General features: G+C 60.4%; 19 protein-coding genes and 1 tRNA gene. 11 read left to right on the top strand and 9 right to left on the bottom strand.

What is annotated here, in order from left to right:
- The first annotated feature begins 105 nt into the window (after window positions 1–105).
- Window positions 106–1,116 (top strand): alcohol dehydrogenase AdhP, encoded by a 1,011-nt coding sequence (gene adhP, locus K4A76_RS09410; RefSeq protein ID WP_110676982.1) that lies wholly within the window; start codon window positions 106–108, stop codon window positions 1,114–1,116.
- Between the two features lie 73 nt (window positions 1,117–1,189).
- Here the strand turns inward: adhP and K4A76_RS09405 are convergent, their stop codons facing one another.
- Entirely contained in the window at window positions 1,190–1,420 is a 231-nt protein-coding gene (locus K4A76_RS09405; protein WP_146226818.1) for a hypothetical protein, read from the bottom strand.
- Window positions 1,421–1,627: 207 nt separating this feature from the next.
- On the opposite strand from K4A76_RS09405, the gene K4A76_RS09400 reads away from it, so the two are divergent.
- Entirely contained in the window at window positions 1,628–1,864 is a 237-nt protein-coding gene (locus tag K4A76_RS09400; RefSeq protein ID WP_082416178.1) for a hypothetical protein, read from the top strand.
- Window positions 1,865–1,971: 107 nt separating this feature from the next.
- Window positions 1,972–2,313 (top strand): hypothetical protein, encoded by a 342-nt coding sequence (locus K4A76_RS09395; RefSeq protein ID WP_110676984.1) that lies wholly within the window; start codon window positions 1,972–1,974, stop codon window positions 2,311–2,313.
- A gap of 60 nt (window positions 2,314–2,373) precedes the next feature.
- On the opposite strand, the gene K4A76_RS09390 is transcribed toward K4A76_RS09395, so the two are convergent.
- Window positions 2,374–3,648, bottom strand: coding sequence for a Y-family DNA polymerase (locus K4A76_RS09390; protein ID WP_274412017.1), 1,275 nt, complete (start codon window positions 3,646–3,648; stop codon window positions 2,374–2,376).
- Window positions 3,638–4,066, bottom strand: coding sequence for a LexA family protein (locus K4A76_RS09385; RefSeq protein WP_274412016.1), 429 nt, complete (start codon window positions 4,064–4,066; stop codon window positions 3,638–3,640). Before K4A76_RS09385 ends, K4A76_RS09390 begins: the two co-directional genes overlap by 11 nt.
- Window positions 4,067–4,168: 102 nt before the next feature.
- Between K4A76_RS09385 and K4A76_RS09380 the strand changes: the two genes are divergently transcribed.
- Complete coding sequence (locus K4A76_RS09380) at window positions 4,169–4,888, top strand: SOS response-associated peptidase family protein (protein WP_274412015.1); 720 nt, start codon at window positions 4,169–4,171, stop codon at window positions 4,886–4,888.
- Window positions 4,889–4,924: 36 nt separating this feature from the next.
- On the opposite strand, the gene K4A76_RS09375 is transcribed toward K4A76_RS09380, so the two are convergent.
- The 3 genes from K4A76_RS09375 to sohB all read right to left on the bottom strand — a co-directional run bounded on the left by K4A76_RS09375 (window position 4,925) and on the right by sohB (window position 7,083).
- Window positions 4,925–5,425, bottom strand: a complete 501-nt coding sequence (locus K4A76_RS09375) for a GNAT family N-acetyltransferase (RefSeq protein WP_161893080.1) — start codon at window positions 5,423–5,425, stop codon at window positions 4,925–4,927.
- Between the two features lie 405 nt (window positions 5,426–5,830).
- A tRNA-Cys gene (locus tag K4A76_RS09370) sits at window positions 5,831–5,904 on the bottom strand.
- A gap of 153 nt (window positions 5,905–6,057) precedes the next feature.
- Entirely contained in the window at window positions 6,058–7,083 is a 1,026-nt protein-coding gene (gene sohB, locus K4A76_RS09365) for a protease SohB (protein ID WP_009682123.1), read from the bottom strand.
- A 196-nt stretch (window positions 7,084–7,279) separates the two neighbouring features.
- Between sohB and K4A76_RS09360 the strand changes: the two genes are divergently transcribed.
- The 4 genes from K4A76_RS09360 to K4A76_RS09345 all read left to right on the top strand — a co-directional run bounded on the left by K4A76_RS09360 (window position 7,280) and on the right by K4A76_RS09345 (window position 10,435).
- Window positions 7,280–7,990, top strand: a complete 711-nt coding sequence (locus K4A76_RS09360) for a histidine phosphatase family protein (protein WP_161892264.1) — start codon at window positions 7,280–7,282, stop codon at window positions 7,988–7,990.
- Between the two features lie 56 nt (window positions 7,991–8,046).
- Entirely contained in the window at window positions 8,047–8,364 is a 318-nt protein-coding gene (locus K4A76_RS09355) for an SCP2 sterol-binding domain-containing protein (protein ID WP_009682121.1), read from the top strand.
- Window positions 8,365–8,566: 202 nt separating this feature from the next.
- On the top strand, window positions 8,567–9,634 hold the full coding sequence (locus K4A76_RS09350; RefSeq protein ID WP_274412014.1) for a phosphotransferase family protein: 1,068 nt from the start codon (window positions 8,567–8,569) through the stop codon (window positions 9,632–9,634).
- A gap of 33 nt (window positions 9,635–9,667) precedes the next feature.
- Complete coding sequence (locus K4A76_RS09345; RefSeq protein ID WP_054913018.1) at window positions 9,668–10,435, top strand: SDR family oxidoreductase; 768 nt, start codon at window positions 9,668–9,670, stop codon at window positions 10,433–10,435.
- On the opposite strand, the gene K4A76_RS09340 is transcribed toward K4A76_RS09345, so the two are convergent.
- Window positions 10,436–11,257, bottom strand: a complete 822-nt coding sequence (locus K4A76_RS09340; RefSeq protein ID WP_274412013.1) for a class I SAM-dependent methyltransferase — start codon at window positions 11,255–11,257, stop codon at window positions 10,436–10,438.
- A gap of 120 nt (window positions 11,258–11,377) precedes the next feature.
- Complete coding sequence (locus K4A76_RS09335) at window positions 11,378–11,728, bottom strand: hypothetical protein (RefSeq protein WP_182389093.1); 351 nt, start codon at window positions 11,726–11,728, stop codon at window positions 11,378–11,380.
- Between the two features lie 115 nt (window positions 11,729–11,843).
- Between K4A76_RS09335 and K4A76_RS09330 the strand changes: the two genes are divergently transcribed.
- Entirely contained in the window at window positions 11,844–12,134 is a 291-nt protein-coding gene (locus tag K4A76_RS09330; protein WP_009682115.1) for an RcnB family protein, read from the top strand.
- 1 nt (window position 12,135) lies between these two features.
- Here K4A76_RS09330 and K4A76_RS09325 read toward each other — a convergent pair whose 3' ends face one another.
- On the bottom strand, window positions 12,136–13,296 hold the full coding sequence (locus K4A76_RS09325; RefSeq protein ID WP_033690198.1) for a GGDEF domain-containing protein: 1,161 nt from the start codon (window positions 13,294–13,296) through the stop codon (window positions 12,136–12,138).
- 221 nt (window positions 13,297–13,517) lie between these two features.
- Between K4A76_RS09325 and K4A76_RS09320 the strand changes: the two genes are divergently transcribed.
- Both K4A76_RS09320 and K4A76_RS09315 read left to right on the top strand, forming a co-directional pair.
- Window positions 13,518–13,691, top strand: coding sequence for a hypothetical protein (locus K4A76_RS09320; protein ID WP_165944143.1), 174 nt, complete (start codon window positions 13,518–13,520; stop codon window positions 13,689–13,691).
- Window positions 13,692–13,768: 77 nt separating this feature from the next.
- Window positions 13,769–14,161, top strand: coding sequence for a glycine zipper domain-containing protein (locus tag K4A76_RS09315; RefSeq protein ID WP_009682112.1), 393 nt, complete (start codon window positions 13,769–13,771; stop codon window positions 14,159–14,161).
- Window positions 14,162–14,301 lie beyond the last annotated feature (140 nt).

The raw sequence follows: 14,301 nt of genomic DNA, 5'->3' as shown, positions 1-14,301 counted from the left end.
TGTGGCTGCTCACCCTCATGATCTGGAGCAGTTTTCCCCTCGCGCGCAAGGTCTATGCTGATCCGGCCATCACCCAAGCTCATTCGGATAGACACGGAGGCTCCTATGAAAGCTGCTGTTGTTGCGCCAGGCCGTCGCGTGGACGTTGTCGAGAAAACCCTGCGCCCACTGGAACACGGCGAAGCGCTGCTGAAGATGCAATGCTGCGGGGTATGCCATACCGACCTGCATGTCAAAAATGGCGACTTCGGTGACAAGACCGGTGTCGTGCTGGGTCACGAAGGCATTGGAGTGGTTCAGGAGGTAGGCCCCGGTGTCACTTCGCTCAAGCCCGGCGACCGCGCCAGCGTTGCCTGGTTTTACCAGGGCTGTGGGCATTGCGAATACTGCACCAGTGGCAACGAAACACTGTGCCGCGAAGTGAAGAATTCCGGCTACACCGTCGACGGCGGCATGGCCGAGGCCTGTATCGTCAAGGCCGACTACTCGGTCAAGGTGCCTGATGGCCTCGACTCTGCAGCGGCCAGCAGCGTCACCTGCGCCGGCGTCACCACCTACAAGGCCGTGAAAAGCTCCAACATTCGCCCCGGCCAGTGGATAGCCATCTATGGCCTCGGTGGCTTGGGCAATTTGGCCCTGCAATATGCGAAGAATGTGTTCAACGCCAAAGTGATTGCCATCGACGTCAACGACGAGCAACTGCGCTTCGCCAGTGAGATGGGCGCCGACATGGTGGTCAACCCCCGCACAGAGGATGCAGCGAAAGTCATTCAGGCCAAGACCGGTGGTGCCCATGCAGCCGTGGTTACGGCAGTAGCCAAAGCCGCATTCGACTCGGCGGTAGACGCCCTGCGTGCCGGTGGCCGCCTGGTTGCGGTCGGCCTGCCCTCCGAAGCCATGAACCTGAACATCCCCCGCCTGGTACTGGACGGCATCGAAGTAGTCGGCTCGCTGGTGGGCACCCGCCAAGACTTGCAGGAGGCTTTCCAGTTTGCCGCAGAAGGCAAAGTCGTGCCCAAGGTGACACTCCGGCCGATCGAAGACATCAACCAGATCTTCGACGAGATGCTGGAAGGCAAGATCAAAGGCCGCATGGTGATCCAGTTCGAAGGTTGACCTGCTGACTACGCGACGAAGATTACCACTGCACAGCCCGCAGACAATCCGTTGCGGGCTTCGCTTCCACCGGTCAGTTTCTGCCCATTGGGGCAACGCTCAAGTTCGACCGCGCGTTCATGCCCTGTAGCAAAGGGGTCACCCCGTCCACGAGTGGCGACGTTGCGCACGCATGGCTACGAATACATTGATGATTGCCAGTACCGGCAAACACTTGGCTGGCTGGCCCACCCTCATGCAGGCAATCGGCAGCCGCTTCCTTGAGAATCTTGTCCAACGATTCAACCATGCTGGAATAATCCATTCCTGACTCCGTCGTTGGTGAACATCGCTTACGTTCAACCATAGCTGAGAAACATTTCAACAGTACGCTGGGAAATACCCTGATACAGACCACTCCCTTCAGTGAAGCTGACCGATCACCGGCATACCAGGTTCAAAGAAAAATCTCGCACTGTTCGACGTGAGGGTTTTGAATGGTCTGTACGGCTTGTACTTGCAGGAGACAGCAATGACCATTCGCAGCCTGGCCAGAATTCTTCCACAAGACCCCAACCGTCCAGGCTGGGTGCTTGGATGGGGTGTACTAAGAGACCGCTACCCCTGGCATTTTGTCGATGTCTATGCCGACCAGCAAACAGCACAGGCAGAGGCGCGGCGGCGCGGCGCGGGCTATGTGGTCGAGCATGGGTCACACCGGCTGGGGTCGAAGGAATTCATCTGTGGAACGAGCCTGCCAGAAGGCTAGCGCTACGTTACTCGCTGCTGCGCACAAAAATCCGACAGAGTGACCAGGGCATCACCGCCGCGTGAGCTAAAGTTCTTGATGAACACACGCAACGTGAGATACCCATCATGATAAAAAGTGAAGCAGAAGAGGTGATCGAGCGTATCAGGAAGGATCTCGAGAAGCATGGCGTGAATATCGGCTTTGTACAAGAAGTTACCATACCGTATTTCGGTTGTGATCTTGACCACTACGTTGCGCAGGTCAGCGAGGCGCCAGGGAACTTGGTCAAGCGCATCCTGATACACGATGAGGCCTTATGGAGGGCGTTCAGGCGAGGTGATGTGCCTCGCTGCAAGATCAGTGAATGCCAATGCCGAGGCGAGCTGTTCGGCATGCCCATCATGATAGAGCCAAGAACCGATGACTCTTACACCATCCTGTACAACAACGGTCAAACAGGGTTTTGAGCTAACCGACGTACCCTCCGCAGGCTTTTAGCCTGCGGAGAACTCAAGCCGAGGCGCGACTCAGCATTTTACCTTCCACAACTGGTCAATTCGCGTCGTGTAGGATTGGCTCATCATCTCCCTCTTCATGCCCCAATCCGGCACCGCGGGCACACTGGCAGTGCGCACTGTACCCCTCCCCCAGCGCTCATTGATGTCGTCCATGACCGCCATCAATCGGTCGCACGCCACCGACTGCTTCAGGGCAAAAAGATCTTCTGAAAATTCGCCCGGTTGTCGAAGGTCCATCAACAGCACCTCGGCCTTGCTGTAGCGAAACCCAGGGCGGAAGATTTGCTCGACCGCTGCCGTAGCCAGCCCGGTCATGAGCAGTGTGTCGCAGGTCGGATAGGGCAGCTCCACCAATGCTCCCTGGGCGTGGTGTGGCTCCTGCGGGTTGAACATGCCGGTGCGGATACTGACGCGCATGCGCTTGCACAGCGAACCCTGGGCACGCAACTTTTCCGCCGCACGGCCAACGTAGGTGGCCACTGCCTGCTTGATCGGCGCCAGGTCAGCAAGCCGCCTGCCGAACATGCGGCTGCAGCATATTTCCTGCTTCGGCGGCTCGACCTCATCCAGCTCAAGGCAGGGCGTACCGGCCAGCTCCCGGGCCGTTTTCTCCACGACCACGCTGAACTTGCGTCGCAGCGTCCAGGCATCGGCCCTGGCCAGGTCCATCGCCGTATGAATGCCCATTGCCTCGAAGTGGGCGGCCATCCGCCGGCCAACACCCCACACCTCCTTCACCTTGGTATTGCGGAGCACCCAGTCGCGCTTGAACGCATCGGTAATGTCCACAACCCCACCCGTCTGGGCCTGTATGCGCTTGGCCGTATGGTTGGCCAGCTTGGCGAGCGTCTTCGTACCGGCGATGCCAACGCCAACCGGGATGCCCGTGCATTGAAAGACTCTTGAACGCACATTTCGCCCAAACAGGGTCAGGTCGCCCTGAATTCCGGACAGGTCAGCGAAGCACTCGTCGATACTGTAGACCTCGGCGGCAGGCACCATCGACTCGATCAGCGACATGACGCGCTCACTCATGTCGCCATACAGCGCGTAATTGCTGCTGAAGGCCTTGATGCCGTGGCGGCGTAATTTGTCCTTGGCCTGGAAATACGGTTCGCCCATCTTCACGAAGGGTTTTGCGTCGTATGACCTGGCAATCACGCAGCCGTCATTGTTGCTCAGCACCACGATCGGGGTCTTGGCCAGGTCGGGCCTGAACACACGCTCGCAGCTCGCGTAGAACGCATTGCAGTCGATGAGCGCGAAAACCGGGTCACTGCGCATGGTCACGAACGCTGTAACGCACAACGCCCCATACCACGAAGTCATCCCCTTCCATGATGTACCGCGCCGGGTAAGCGGGGTTTTCAGACTTGAGGATCACCACCCCGTCGCGGCGGTGCAGGCGCTTGCACACCGGCTCGCAGTTGACCGCGGCAATGACGATGTCGCCGTGCTCCGCCTCACGGCCACGGTCTACGATGACCAGATCACCTGAGTAGATGCCAGCGCCTTGCATGCTGTCGCCTTCAACTTTCACCAGATACACATGGGGTGCGCGGATGTCGAACAGCTCATCCAGGGAAATATGGCCTTCCAGGTGGTCTGCGGCAGGCGAAGGGAAACCGGCCGGAACGTGGAACGAGTACTGCGGGAAGGATTCGGTGCCGCCAATCGGCGGACCGAGATAGGTGATGGTCATGACGGAAGGTCCAATGCAAACTGTATGCATATACAGTAAATCCGGCATTGGGCATGCGGTCAATCACGCACGGCGAAAATTCTGACGGACGAGAGGTGGATTATGTGCGGGCGCTATTCAATCTACGAGTCGATGGATCACTACCTGCGCCAGCTCGCGCTGGACCTGGTGGTGATCAATGGCTACGACCACGAGCCGATCAACCGCTACAACGTTGCGCCGTCCACGCGCGTGGAACTCGTTCGCCAGCGTGGTGACGGTTTGTACGTGGACCGGGTCAAGTGGGGTTGGTCGCCTGCCTGGGCCAAAGGCAAGCGCCCGGATCCGATCAATGCTCGAGCCGAGACGGCAGTGACAGGTAAGTTCTTCAAGGCGCTTTGGCCGAACGGCAGAGTCCTGGCGCCTGCCAATGGTTGGTTTGAGTGGCTCGCGGACCCAGCGGACCCAAAGCGCAAGCAGCCCTGCTACATCACCAGTGCCGACGGCGGCCCGCTTTTCTTTGCGGCGCTGGCAGAGGTGCACCACGGCGTGGCTCCGGATGAGCGCGATGGCTTCGTGATCATCACTGCAGCCGCAGACCAGGGGCTTATCGACATCCACGACCGAAAGCCTCTGGTGCTGACGCCGCAATTGGCAAGGGAATGGCTGGACCCCGCCACATCGGCGCAACGTGCGGCGACGATCATCGAAAAAGGCTGCCGCCCCGCACAGGATTTCCGCTGGTTTCCGGTTGGAAAAGCAGTGGGCAATGTTCGCAACGAGGGGGCGGAGTTGATAGAACCTGCCAATGATCGGGACCGTCAGGGGGACCTGGGGTTTTGAAGCGGGTAGCCGGGCTTCCCGCTTCGCAGGCGCTCATTAGCCTGCTTCCTCCACCTGCTTGTAAATGCGGAATCCCCGTGCCTGATAATTTTGAAGGGCAGCAGGATGGTCAAGTGTGCACGTGTGCACCCATACCCGCTCTGTGCCAGGCCACTCCCATGCAGATAGGGCGGCGTGGCTCAACAGCGCCCCGCCGAACCCGCTCCCTATGAACTGCGGCGCCAGCCCGAAATATCGGATCTCACTGTTACGGCCATCGGGACGATAAAGCTCGTAGTAGCCGGCAATTGCACCTCGGTGGTAGGCAACCCACGTTCGATGGCAATCCTGCTCAACGAGTGCCTGCCAATCGGCGTCACGCCAGGTATCAAGATCGCCCCATTCCCAGGACGCGCCTACGAGCTGGTAGAGGAATTTGTTGAATAGCGCCTGAGGCACTTCGCACTCGATAATCTGTAAGTCATGCCGCTGGGGCTTCGCCTGCAGGTCTGAAGCCGAAGTCATTTCCAAGTAGTAGGTAGTGCAAGAACGATTCATTACGGGCACCCTTTGCTCCCTTTCGTGCGCAGACAAGCATGCCAGCAACAGCTTGATTTCGGCCAGCCCGCACGTGCGCCTCGTAAGGGGCCCAAGACAGCGTCTTGGCCGGGGCTCAGCAGTACGCAATCAGGCGTAGGGCTAATGCCTGTCAGTTACGTAATTTGGGGCCGCTTTGCGGCCCTTCGCGGGCACGCCCGCTTCCACAGGGGGGCGCGCATTTCTTGAGTTCAGCGCTTGAAACGTGTGGGAGCGGGCGTGCCCGCGAAGGGCTGCAAAGCAGCCCCAGTAACGCTTAACTGACAGGCATTAGCCGTAGGGCTGCCATTAGTTTAGGAACGTTTGGCATTTTTTGACGCGCAAATAAAAACCCCGCAGACGTTAATCTGCGGGGCTTTCGAATGGTGGAGGCCGAGGTCGGAATCGAACCGGCGTAGACGGATTTGCAATCCGGAGCATAACCACTTTGCTACTCGGCCTCAAAGTCGGACATAGCAGCTTGCGCTTTGCTATCCCCTTGAAACACTGAACCTTTTTCAAAGTTCGCTGCGTTTCGATGGGCGCCATTATGTCTTCATTCTTTTAACCTTGCAACCCCCTCGACGAAAAAAAATTTCAACGGGTTCAAGGTGTTAGCGCAGGCGGCCGAGTTTACTCCACAAACCCACCAAGGTGTTCTCCACCGCGCCACTGGCTGCCACGCCGATTCGCTCCTGCAGGCTTTTACGCTCGGCATAGTGCAGGTGGAACAGGTTGGCGTTGCGGGCACGTTCGCTCAGGTACTCGTCGCTGGTCTGCAGGGTATCCACCAACTGGCGGTTGAGGGCCGCCACACCTAGCCACACTTCACCGGTAGCCACTTCGTCAATGTGCAATTGCGGGCGATAGCGGGCAACGAAGTCCTTGAACAACTGGTGGGTGATGTCGAGGTCTTCCTGGAACTTCTCCCGGCCTTTCTCGGTGTTTTCGCCAAATACGGTCAAGGTGCGCTTGTATTCGCCGGCGGTCAGCACCTCGAAATCGATGTCGTGTTTCTTCAGCAAGCGATTGACGTTGGGCAGTTGCGCTACCACGCCGATCGAACCCAGTACGGCGAATGGCGCACTGACGATCTTGTCGCCGATACAGGCCATCATGTAACCACCGCTGGCAGCCACCTTGTCGATGCACACGGTCAGCGGGATGCCTGCTTGGCGAATGCGCGCCAGCTGGGAGGCGGCCAGGCCGTAGCTGTGCACCAGGCCACCGCCGCTTTCCAGGCGCAGTACCACTTCATCGCGTGCGGTAGCGAGGGTCAGCAGCGCAGTGATTTCATTGCGCAGGCTTTCAGTGGCCGAGGCCTTGATGTCGCCATCGAAGTCCAAGACGAACACGCGGCCCTGCTCGTCGGCCTTGCCTTTGCCCTTCTTCTGTTGTTTCTCCGCCTTGGCCTGCTGCTTGCGCAGCGCCTTTAGCTGGGCCTTGTCGAGCAAGCCGGATTCCAGGCGCTCGCGCAGGTCCTTGTAGAACTCGTTCAGACGGGTGACCTGCAACTGCCCACCCGATTTGCGCCGCCCTTTGCCACGCAGCCCGGCGATGGCCGATAACACCACCAGAATGGCGATGACCAGGGTGGCGGTTTTGGCGAGAAAGCTTGCGTATTCGGCAAGAAACTCCACGTTGACTCCTTAAATACCAGCGCCATCACGGCGCGTAACTGTTGCAAGCATACCGGTGCATCTGGCGTGCTGCCAGCGTACGCAAACGCTGGCAACATCTTTCAAACAACCTTTTCAAACGCTTGTATGTTTTTCGTTGACAGCCTCTGTGCCGCGTCCTAACCTCGCAGCAACCTCCTACAGGCCGGAACCTTCCGTGGGCAACCTCTACCTGATCCGACACGGCCAAGCCTCTTTCGGTGCCGCTGACTACGACGTACTTTCGCCAGTGGGCGAACGTCAGAGCCTGGCGCTGGGCGAACACCTGGCCCAACTCGGCGTGCGGCTGGACCGCTGCGTAGCTGGGGACCTGCGCCGCCAGCAGGACACCGCGCGCCTGGCGCTGCAGGCCTTGCACGCCACGGGTTGCCCGGTACCCGCTGTAGAGACCGACGTGGCGTTCAACGAGTTCGATGCCGACGGTGTTATCCGGGCCATGCTGCCTGGGCTGCTGCCGGCAGAGCCCGATGCGCTGCAGGTGCTGCGCAACGGTGCCGAGCACCGCAGTGAGTTCCAGCGCCTGTTCGCACTGATGGTGCAGCGCTGGCACGATGGCGAGCACGGCGACGATGACCTGGAAACCTGGCAGGCCTTCACCGGCCGTGTGCACGCCGGCCTGCAACGCGTGCTGGATGCAGCCGGCAGCGGCGACAACATCGCTATCTTCACCTCGGGGGGCACCATTGCTGCCCTGCTCCACCTGGTGACCCGTATCACCCCCAGCCAGGCGTTCGCGCTGAACTGGCAGATCATCAACACGTCGCTCAGCCAGCTGAAGTTTCGCGGCCGCGACGTGGCGTTGGCTTCCTTCAACAGCCAGGCCCATGTGCAGCTGTTGAGGGCGCCGGAGCTTGTCACTTACCGATAAATCCGGCTAGTTATGTCCCTGCGGGGACGTGTAAATCACTCAATAAGGAATGCGCCATGACCTCCGTAGCTGATGCCGTCAAAAAGATGCAAGAGAAGTTCAACCCATCCGCTGCCGCCGGCCTGGACCTGGTGTTCGGCTTCAACATCACCGATGAAGACAAGCACTACGCACTGATCGTCAAGGACGGCACCTGCGAACTGCAGGAAGGTGAAAACCCGGATGCCAACTGCACCCTGGTGATGGACAGCGAAACCCTGAAAGGCATCGTCAGTGGCGAAACCGACGGCATGCAGGCCTTCATGGGCGGCAAGCTGCGCGTAGAAGGCGACATGATGTTGTCGATGAAGTTGAGCGAACTGTTCCCATCCTGAAGGCCGGGAACAGCGCATGATCGAAAACCGAAGCCTGACCGGCTTCGGTTTTTTTTTGCCTGCCCAACCCATCAATGGCTGCATCAAGGCAGCTGATCGTACAGCAACACCCCCACCTATTACGCACCTGGGACGCTTGTTCCATAACGGGCAGGCCATTAGATTAGCCAATAGTTCCTGCGATCGAGAATAAGGAAAACGCATGACGCTCACCGACCAGTCCACCCAGGCACGCCCCGGCGAAGAGCTCGACGCGGGCGTCATCGATCCTTATCTGAAGGCCAACATCGCCGGCCTTGATGGCCAGCCCAGCATCAGCCAGTTTCCGGGCGGTGCTTCCAACCTCACCTACCTGGTCAGCTACTCTGGTCGCGACCTGGTGCTGCGCCGCCCGCCGTTCGGCCAGAAGGCCAAGTCCGCCCACGACATGGGCCGCGAGTTCCGCATCCTCAACCAACTGAACAGCGGCTTCCCGTACTGCCCAAAGGCCTACGTACACTGCACCGACACCAGCCTGATCGGCAGCGAATTCTATGTGATGGAACGGGTCAAGGGCGTCATCCTGCGCTCGGACATTCCGGCTGAACTCAAGCTGGATGCCGAGCGCACCGAAACCTTGTGCAAAAGCTTCATCGATCGGCTGGTCGAACTGCACCAGGTGGACTACAGCGCCTGCGGCCTGGCCGACCTGGGCAAGCCGGAAGGCTACGTGCAGCGCCAGGTAGAAGGCTGGACCAACCGTTACGAGAAGGCCCTGACACCGGATGCGCCGCACTGGCAACACGTGACCGCCTGGCTGCACGAGAAAATGCCCGCCGACCACCCGCGGCCCGGCATCGTGCACAACGATTACCGCTTCGACAACGTGATCCTCGACGCGGACAACCCTATGCGCATCATCGGCGTACTGGATTGGGAAATGGCCACCCTGGGTGACCCTTTGATGGACCTGGGCAACAGCCTCGCCTACTGGATCGAAGCCGGTGACCCGGCCCCAGTGCAACTCATGCGCCGCCAACCCAGCAATGCACCAGGGATGCTCAGCCGTCGGCAGTTCGTTGACTACTACGCCGAGCGGGCCGGAATTCGCCTGGAAAACTTCGATTTCTACTACTGCTACGGCCTGTTCCGCCTGGCCGGCATCGTCCAGCAGATCTACTACCGCTACTACCACGGCCAGACCCAGGACAAGCGCTTCGCCCAGTTCATCCACATGAACCGCTTGCTGGAACAGATGACCCTGCAGGTCATCGCCAAGTCCAGCCTTTGAGCCCCGCCCACCACGGATCACAAGGAAAACAGCATGCCCAAGACCCACCTGTTCGACCTCGATGGCAAGATTGCCTTCGTTTCCGGCGCTAGCCGTGGCATTGGCGAGGCCATTGCGCACTTGCTGGCGCAGCAAGGTGCCCACGTGATCGTTTCCAGCCGCAAGCTGGAGGGCTGCCAGCAAGTGGCGGACGCCATCACCGCTGCAGGTGGCAAGGCTACGGCGGTGGCCTGCCACATCGGTGAACTGGAGCAGATCCAGCACGTGTTTGCCGGCATCCGCGAACAGTTCGGGCGCCTGGACGTGCTGGTCAACAACGCCGCCACCAACCCGCAATTCTGCAACGTGCTGGACACCGACCCGGGCGCCTTTCAGAAAACCGTGGACGTCAACATCCGCGGTTACTTCTTCATGTCGGTCGAGGCCGGCAAGCTGATGCGCGAACATGGCGGCGGCAGCATCATCAACGTGGCCTCGATCAACGGGGTTTCGCCAGGCCTGTTCCAGGGTATCTACTCGGTAACCAAGGCAGCGGTCATCAACATGACCAAAGTGTTCGCCAAGGAGTGCGCCCAGTTCGGTATCCGCTGCAACGCCCTGCTGCCGGGCCTCACGGACACCAAATTCGCCTCGGCGCTGGTGAAGAACGATGCCATTCTCAACGCGGCCTTGCAGCAGATCCCCCTCAAACGCGTGGCCGACCCTAAGGAGATGGCCGGCGCGGTGCTCTACCTGGCCAGCGATGCCTCCAGCTATACCACCGGCACCGCGCTGAACGTCGACGGTGGTTTTCTGTCCTGATCAGGCTTTGACCGCCACCAGGGTATAGCTCAGGGGCAGGCGTGCGGGCTGTTGGCGAAGGCGATACTCGCCGTCGTCGCCCTTGATCATCTGCCCTGGCAGCGCCTCCCAGGGAATGCTCTGGTGCTCGACCAGCCTGGTCAGGTGCAGGCCGTGGCTCAGCAAGGCACTGATCACCTCGCCAAGACCGTGGTTCCATTCGTGGGTTTCGCTGTGAGCCAGCCGCTGATCGGTTTCGACGTAAGTCTGGTCGCTATGCCACACCGTTGGCTCCTGCTGCTCGAAATAGGGGTATTCGAGCTGCAAGCGGTCCTGGTGGTCCTCGTTGACAGCCATCAGCATGGGGTGGCCATCGCGCAGGAACAGCCGCCCGCCCGGTTTCAGCAAGGCCGCGACGGTACGGGCCCAGGGCTCGATGCGAGGCAGCCAGCAGAGCGCGCCAATCCCGGTGTAGACCAGATCGAAGGTGCGCCCTGGCAGCGCCTTGTCAGCCGCGTAAACATCAGACTCGACATACTCGATAGACGTTCTGCAGCGTGCTGCCAACACCCTGGCCTCGGCCAGCGAAGCGGCAGAATAGTCCAACCCGCACACCTGGGCGCCAAGGCGGGCCAGGGAGAGGGTGTCGGTGCCGATGTGGCACTGCAGGTGGATCACATCAAGGCCGTCGATATCGCCCAACAATGGCAAATCAAAACGCACGGTGTCGGACAGCCGGTCGCGGTCGCGAACGAGCTGTTCGATTGCGTAGTCCTTCGAGGCAGCATGCAGCGGAGCGCGTTCGTCCCAACTGGCACGGTTGAGTTGCAGGGAATGGTCCATGGTGTCTTCCTTGAATGCGAGCAATTGATGCTAGACGCCGCACTCACTGGCTGACAGAACTACCTTGCAAAAAAATGTAAACCAGCTGTCTCAGTCCGCCAAAGGGGTAGCCAAATACCCTTACAAGCAGGTCGCTGCCGCTGCCCGGCGCTGCAGCGCCACGCCGTCGCGCTTCTGAGCGTAGTAGTCGACCCGCGTGCCACCGGCCTGCGGGTACACGTCCACGAACGCTTCGGCTTCACGGGTATACACCGTCAACCCGCCCTGCTTGCGCGGTTGCAGGTAGCCACTGGCATCGTCACCGAACACCCTCTCTTCCTGCCAGCTGTACTGAATGCACTGGGCCACCAGCTCTGGCGCCTTCTGCGAGTCGAGCTGCGCCGTCGGCTTGCCGCCGCGGGCAGTGTCCATGGTCGCAGCTGCACAACCAACCAGCATCAGCGCCGCAGCCATCGGCAGAATCGCACGCATGTTCCATCCTCGGGGGTTTGAAAAGAAGCGACTCTAGCATTGGCACGCAGCGCGAGTGAATTGTCACGCGTATTCCGCTGTCGCAGACAATACAAGCCGTCATAAGGACATTGCCATGAAACTCCACTATCTACTGTTCGCCGCCCTGCCCTGCCTGCCATTGGCCGCCACCGCTGCCCCCTCGAGCGAAGAAAGCGTCACCGCCCCGGAAACCCACAACCGCGAGCTGAAGGTCGGTGACAAAGCGCCAGACCAGTACAAGCGTGACGAGGAAGCGATCAAGAACTGGAAAGCCAAGGGCCTGCCACAACCTGAGAAGGAAAGCCACTGGGTGCGCATGGGCGATCACTATGTGCTGATACAGATTACCAACGGCGTGGTGCTGGCCATTCAGCCTGCGTCCTGATTCAACCCGCTGCGTCCAGCGCCACCATGTGCACGGTGTCGCGCCCGGCGGCCTTGGCCTGGTAAAGCGCCGCATCGGCCTGCGCCAACAGGCTGGCGGTGCTGTCTTTGCTCCCCGGCACACCGCACCACAGGCCAACGCTGAAACGTAGCTCGATGTGGTCACCGGCAAACCGGGCCGGGCTGCGCGCAATGGCCTCGCGCAGCCCTTGCACAGCAGTCAGCGCCCCGGCGCGGTCGGTAGCAGGCAGCAGCAACAGAAACTCCTCTCCACCGTAACGCCCGAGGCTATCGCCCTGGCGCAGGCGTTGCTGCAACTGGCGTACGCAATGGCACAACACTTCGTCACCGGCCAAGTGCCCATACAAGTCGTTGATGCGCTTGAAATGGTCGATATCGATCATCGCCACCGCAAGGCTCGCCTGCTGCCCGCGTGCGCGGTCCAGTTCGCTGGCAAAGCGCTCGAGAATCGCCCGACGGTTGAGGGTACCGGTGAGCACATCATGCAAGGCCAGGTGCTGTAGGCGCGATTCACTGCGCTCCTTGGCCATCAGCACCAGCCCGATCGAATACATCATTACCGTCACGGTGCCAATGGCTACCGAGATGCTCTGTTTCAGGTTGCTGGTGTCATAGCGCATTTCCACAGCCGTGCCATTGGCCACCGCAACCACCCGCATGCCCAGGCCCACCAGGCTGATCAGCGCACCGATCTCCAGCAGCAGGTGCGCTTTGCCCGGTCGCTCGCCATGGCGCCATGCCCAATAAAGGATCAGCGCACATTGCAACATCAGCACCAGGGTCGCCAGCAACATGCGCGGCTCCAGGGTATCGAGCAGCAGCATCAACCCCACCAGCATGAACGCCGGGATGATGAAAATGACCCGCCAGGGCACTACCCGCTCGCGCACACGGAACAAGCTGGCCGTATAGAAGGCCAGCGCCAGCGAAAGCAGGCTGTTGCCCAGCCCGTAGCTGAGCCACAGGGGGGCCTGGGCGTAAAGGGTGTAGCAGACGTAAGCCAGCGCGTGCACCAGCAACCCGCAACCGGTGAGCATCAGGTTGTCACGGCGGTTGCCGTGCCCGACCAGCAATAGGCAGAACGCCAGGATGGTGGCAACCAGAGCAACAGCGGCGAACAAGGTAGGGGTATGCGCGATCATCATGATTCACTGAATGGCAGAATGCCGTCTTGGCTGCGGCTTACCGTGCAGTCTAGAGCCGCCACGGGCGCCCGGCCATGACCCTACGGGACAGAACAGCAACCGAGAAGCACGTGGAAGATCGTGGATAGCACAAATTTTTGTCCGCCCAGGAAACCAAATGGATCGATCCGGGTCTCAGAAAGTGTGCGGTAAACCTTTGTGGATCAAGGACCTATCTCGTGACAAACCGTCTTGCAAGCCTTTCGCTGGTTGCTGTTGTACTGCTGACTGCAGGTTGCCACAGCCATCGCTACCATGACGACGATGGCTGGCGTGATCGCGACCGTGACCATCGCCACCACCGGCATGACCGCGACGATGACGACCGTCAATACCGCGGCGACCGCTACTAACGCTGAAGCGGCTACAGCCCCAGCTCGCCGCCGTTCAGGCGGCACCTTAACCTGGTGAAATTTTCGAGGTTCATATCATGCGTCTGACTCTGCCTTCCGTTGCCCTTGGCCTGCTGCTGTGCCAAGGCGCTTTCGCCGGTGATGGTACTGCCGCCATCGGCGGTGGCCTGGGTGGCGTACTGGGTAATGTGGTTGGTCAGCAACTGGGCGGCAAGACCGGCGCAGCCATTGGTGCTGGCGTTGGCGGCGCAGCAGGCAGTGCGGTAGGGGCTCGCAAGGGCAACCGTACCGAAGCGGCGCTGGGCGGCGGCCTGGGCTCGGCGGGCGGCTCATTGCTGGGCGGTGCAGTTGGCGGGCAGACCGGCTCGACTGTAGGCGCAGGCCTGGGTGGCGCCGCCGGGGGCGCCTTGGGCAACCATCTGGGCGACGACGACCGTGGCGGCAAGAAGCACCGCCGGCACCGTCACTGACAAGCCGAGCTGGACGGGGCCGCTGACGCCGATCGGCAGCAGCGGCCTTGAACCCTGCAGTACATCAACACCCCCTTCACCGCAAGGTGGCACACTGGCTGCTACTGTCTAACGTGCCCCTGTGTGAAGGAACACCCCCT

The organism is Pseudomonas sp. NEEL19 (genome assembly GCF_028751975.1).
Lineage (GTDB): Bacteria > Pseudomonadota > Gammaproteobacteria > Pseudomonadales > Pseudomonadaceae > Aquipseudomonas > Aquipseudomonas juntendi.
Note: the sequence above shows the minus strand (reverse complement) of the source record. Positions and strands in the feature narration are given on the sequence as shown.

Excerpts from the sequence above, each read along its gene's own strand:
- adhP (WP_110676982.1), top strand. The coding sequence starts at position 106 with ATGAAAGCTGCTGTTGTTGCGCCAGGCCGTCGCGTGGACGTTGTCGAG.
- K4A76_RS09405 (WP_146226818.1), bottom strand. The coding sequence starts at position 1,420 with ATGGATTATTCCAGCATGGTTGAATCGTTGGACAAGATTCTCAAGGAA.
- K4A76_RS09400 (WP_082416178.1), top strand. The coding sequence starts at position 1,628 with ATGACCATTCGCAGCCTGGCCAGAATTCTTCCACAAGACCCCAACCGT.
- K4A76_RS09395 (WP_110676984.1), top strand. The coding sequence starts at position 1,972 with ATGATAAAAAGTGAAGCAGAAGAGGTGATCGAGCGTATCAGGAAGGAT.
- K4A76_RS09390 (WP_274412017.1), bottom strand. The coding sequence starts at position 3,648 with ATGCGCAGTGACCCGGTTTTCGCGCTCATCGACTGCAATGCGTTCTAC.
- K4A76_RS09385 (WP_274412016.1), bottom strand. The coding sequence starts at position 4,066 with ATGACCATCACCTATCTCGGTCCGCCGATTGGCGGCACCGAATCCTTC.
- K4A76_RS09380 (WP_274412015.1), top strand. The coding sequence starts at position 4,169 with ATGTGCGGGCGCTATTCAATCTACGAGTCGATGGATCACTACCTGCGC.
- K4A76_RS09375 (WP_161893080.1), bottom strand. The coding sequence starts at position 5,425 with ATGAATCGTTCTTGCACTACCTACTACTTGGAAATGACTTCGGCTTCA.
- K4A76_RS09355 (WP_009682121.1), top strand. The coding sequence starts at position 8,047 with ATGACCTCCGTAGCTGATGCCGTCAAAAAGATGCAAGAGAAGTTCAAC.
- K4A76_RS09350 (WP_274412014.1), top strand. The coding sequence starts at position 8,567 with ATGACGCTCACCGACCAGTCCACCCAGGCACGCCCCGGCGAAGAGCTC.
- K4A76_RS09345 (WP_054913018.1), top strand. The coding sequence starts at position 9,668 with ATGCCCAAGACCCACCTGTTCGACCTCGATGGCAAGATTGCCTTCGTT.
- K4A76_RS09340 (WP_274412013.1), bottom strand. The coding sequence starts at position 11,257 with ATGGACCATTCCCTGCAACTCAACCGTGCCAGTTGGGACGAACGCGCT.
- K4A76_RS09335 (WP_182389093.1), bottom strand. The coding sequence starts at position 11,728 with ATGCGTGCGATTCTGCCGATGGCTGCGGCGCTGATGCTGGTTGGTTGT.
- K4A76_RS09330 (WP_009682115.1), top strand. The coding sequence starts at position 11,844 with ATGAAACTCCACTATCTACTGTTCGCCGCCCTGCCCTGCCTGCCATTG.
- K4A76_RS09325 (WP_033690198.1), bottom strand. The coding sequence starts at position 13,296 with ATGATCGCGCATACCCCTACCTTGTTCGCCGCTGTTGCTCTGGTTGCC.
- K4A76_RS09315 (WP_009682112.1), top strand. The coding sequence starts at position 13,769 with ATGCGTCTGACTCTGCCTTCCGTTGCCCTTGGCCTGCTGCTGTGCCAA.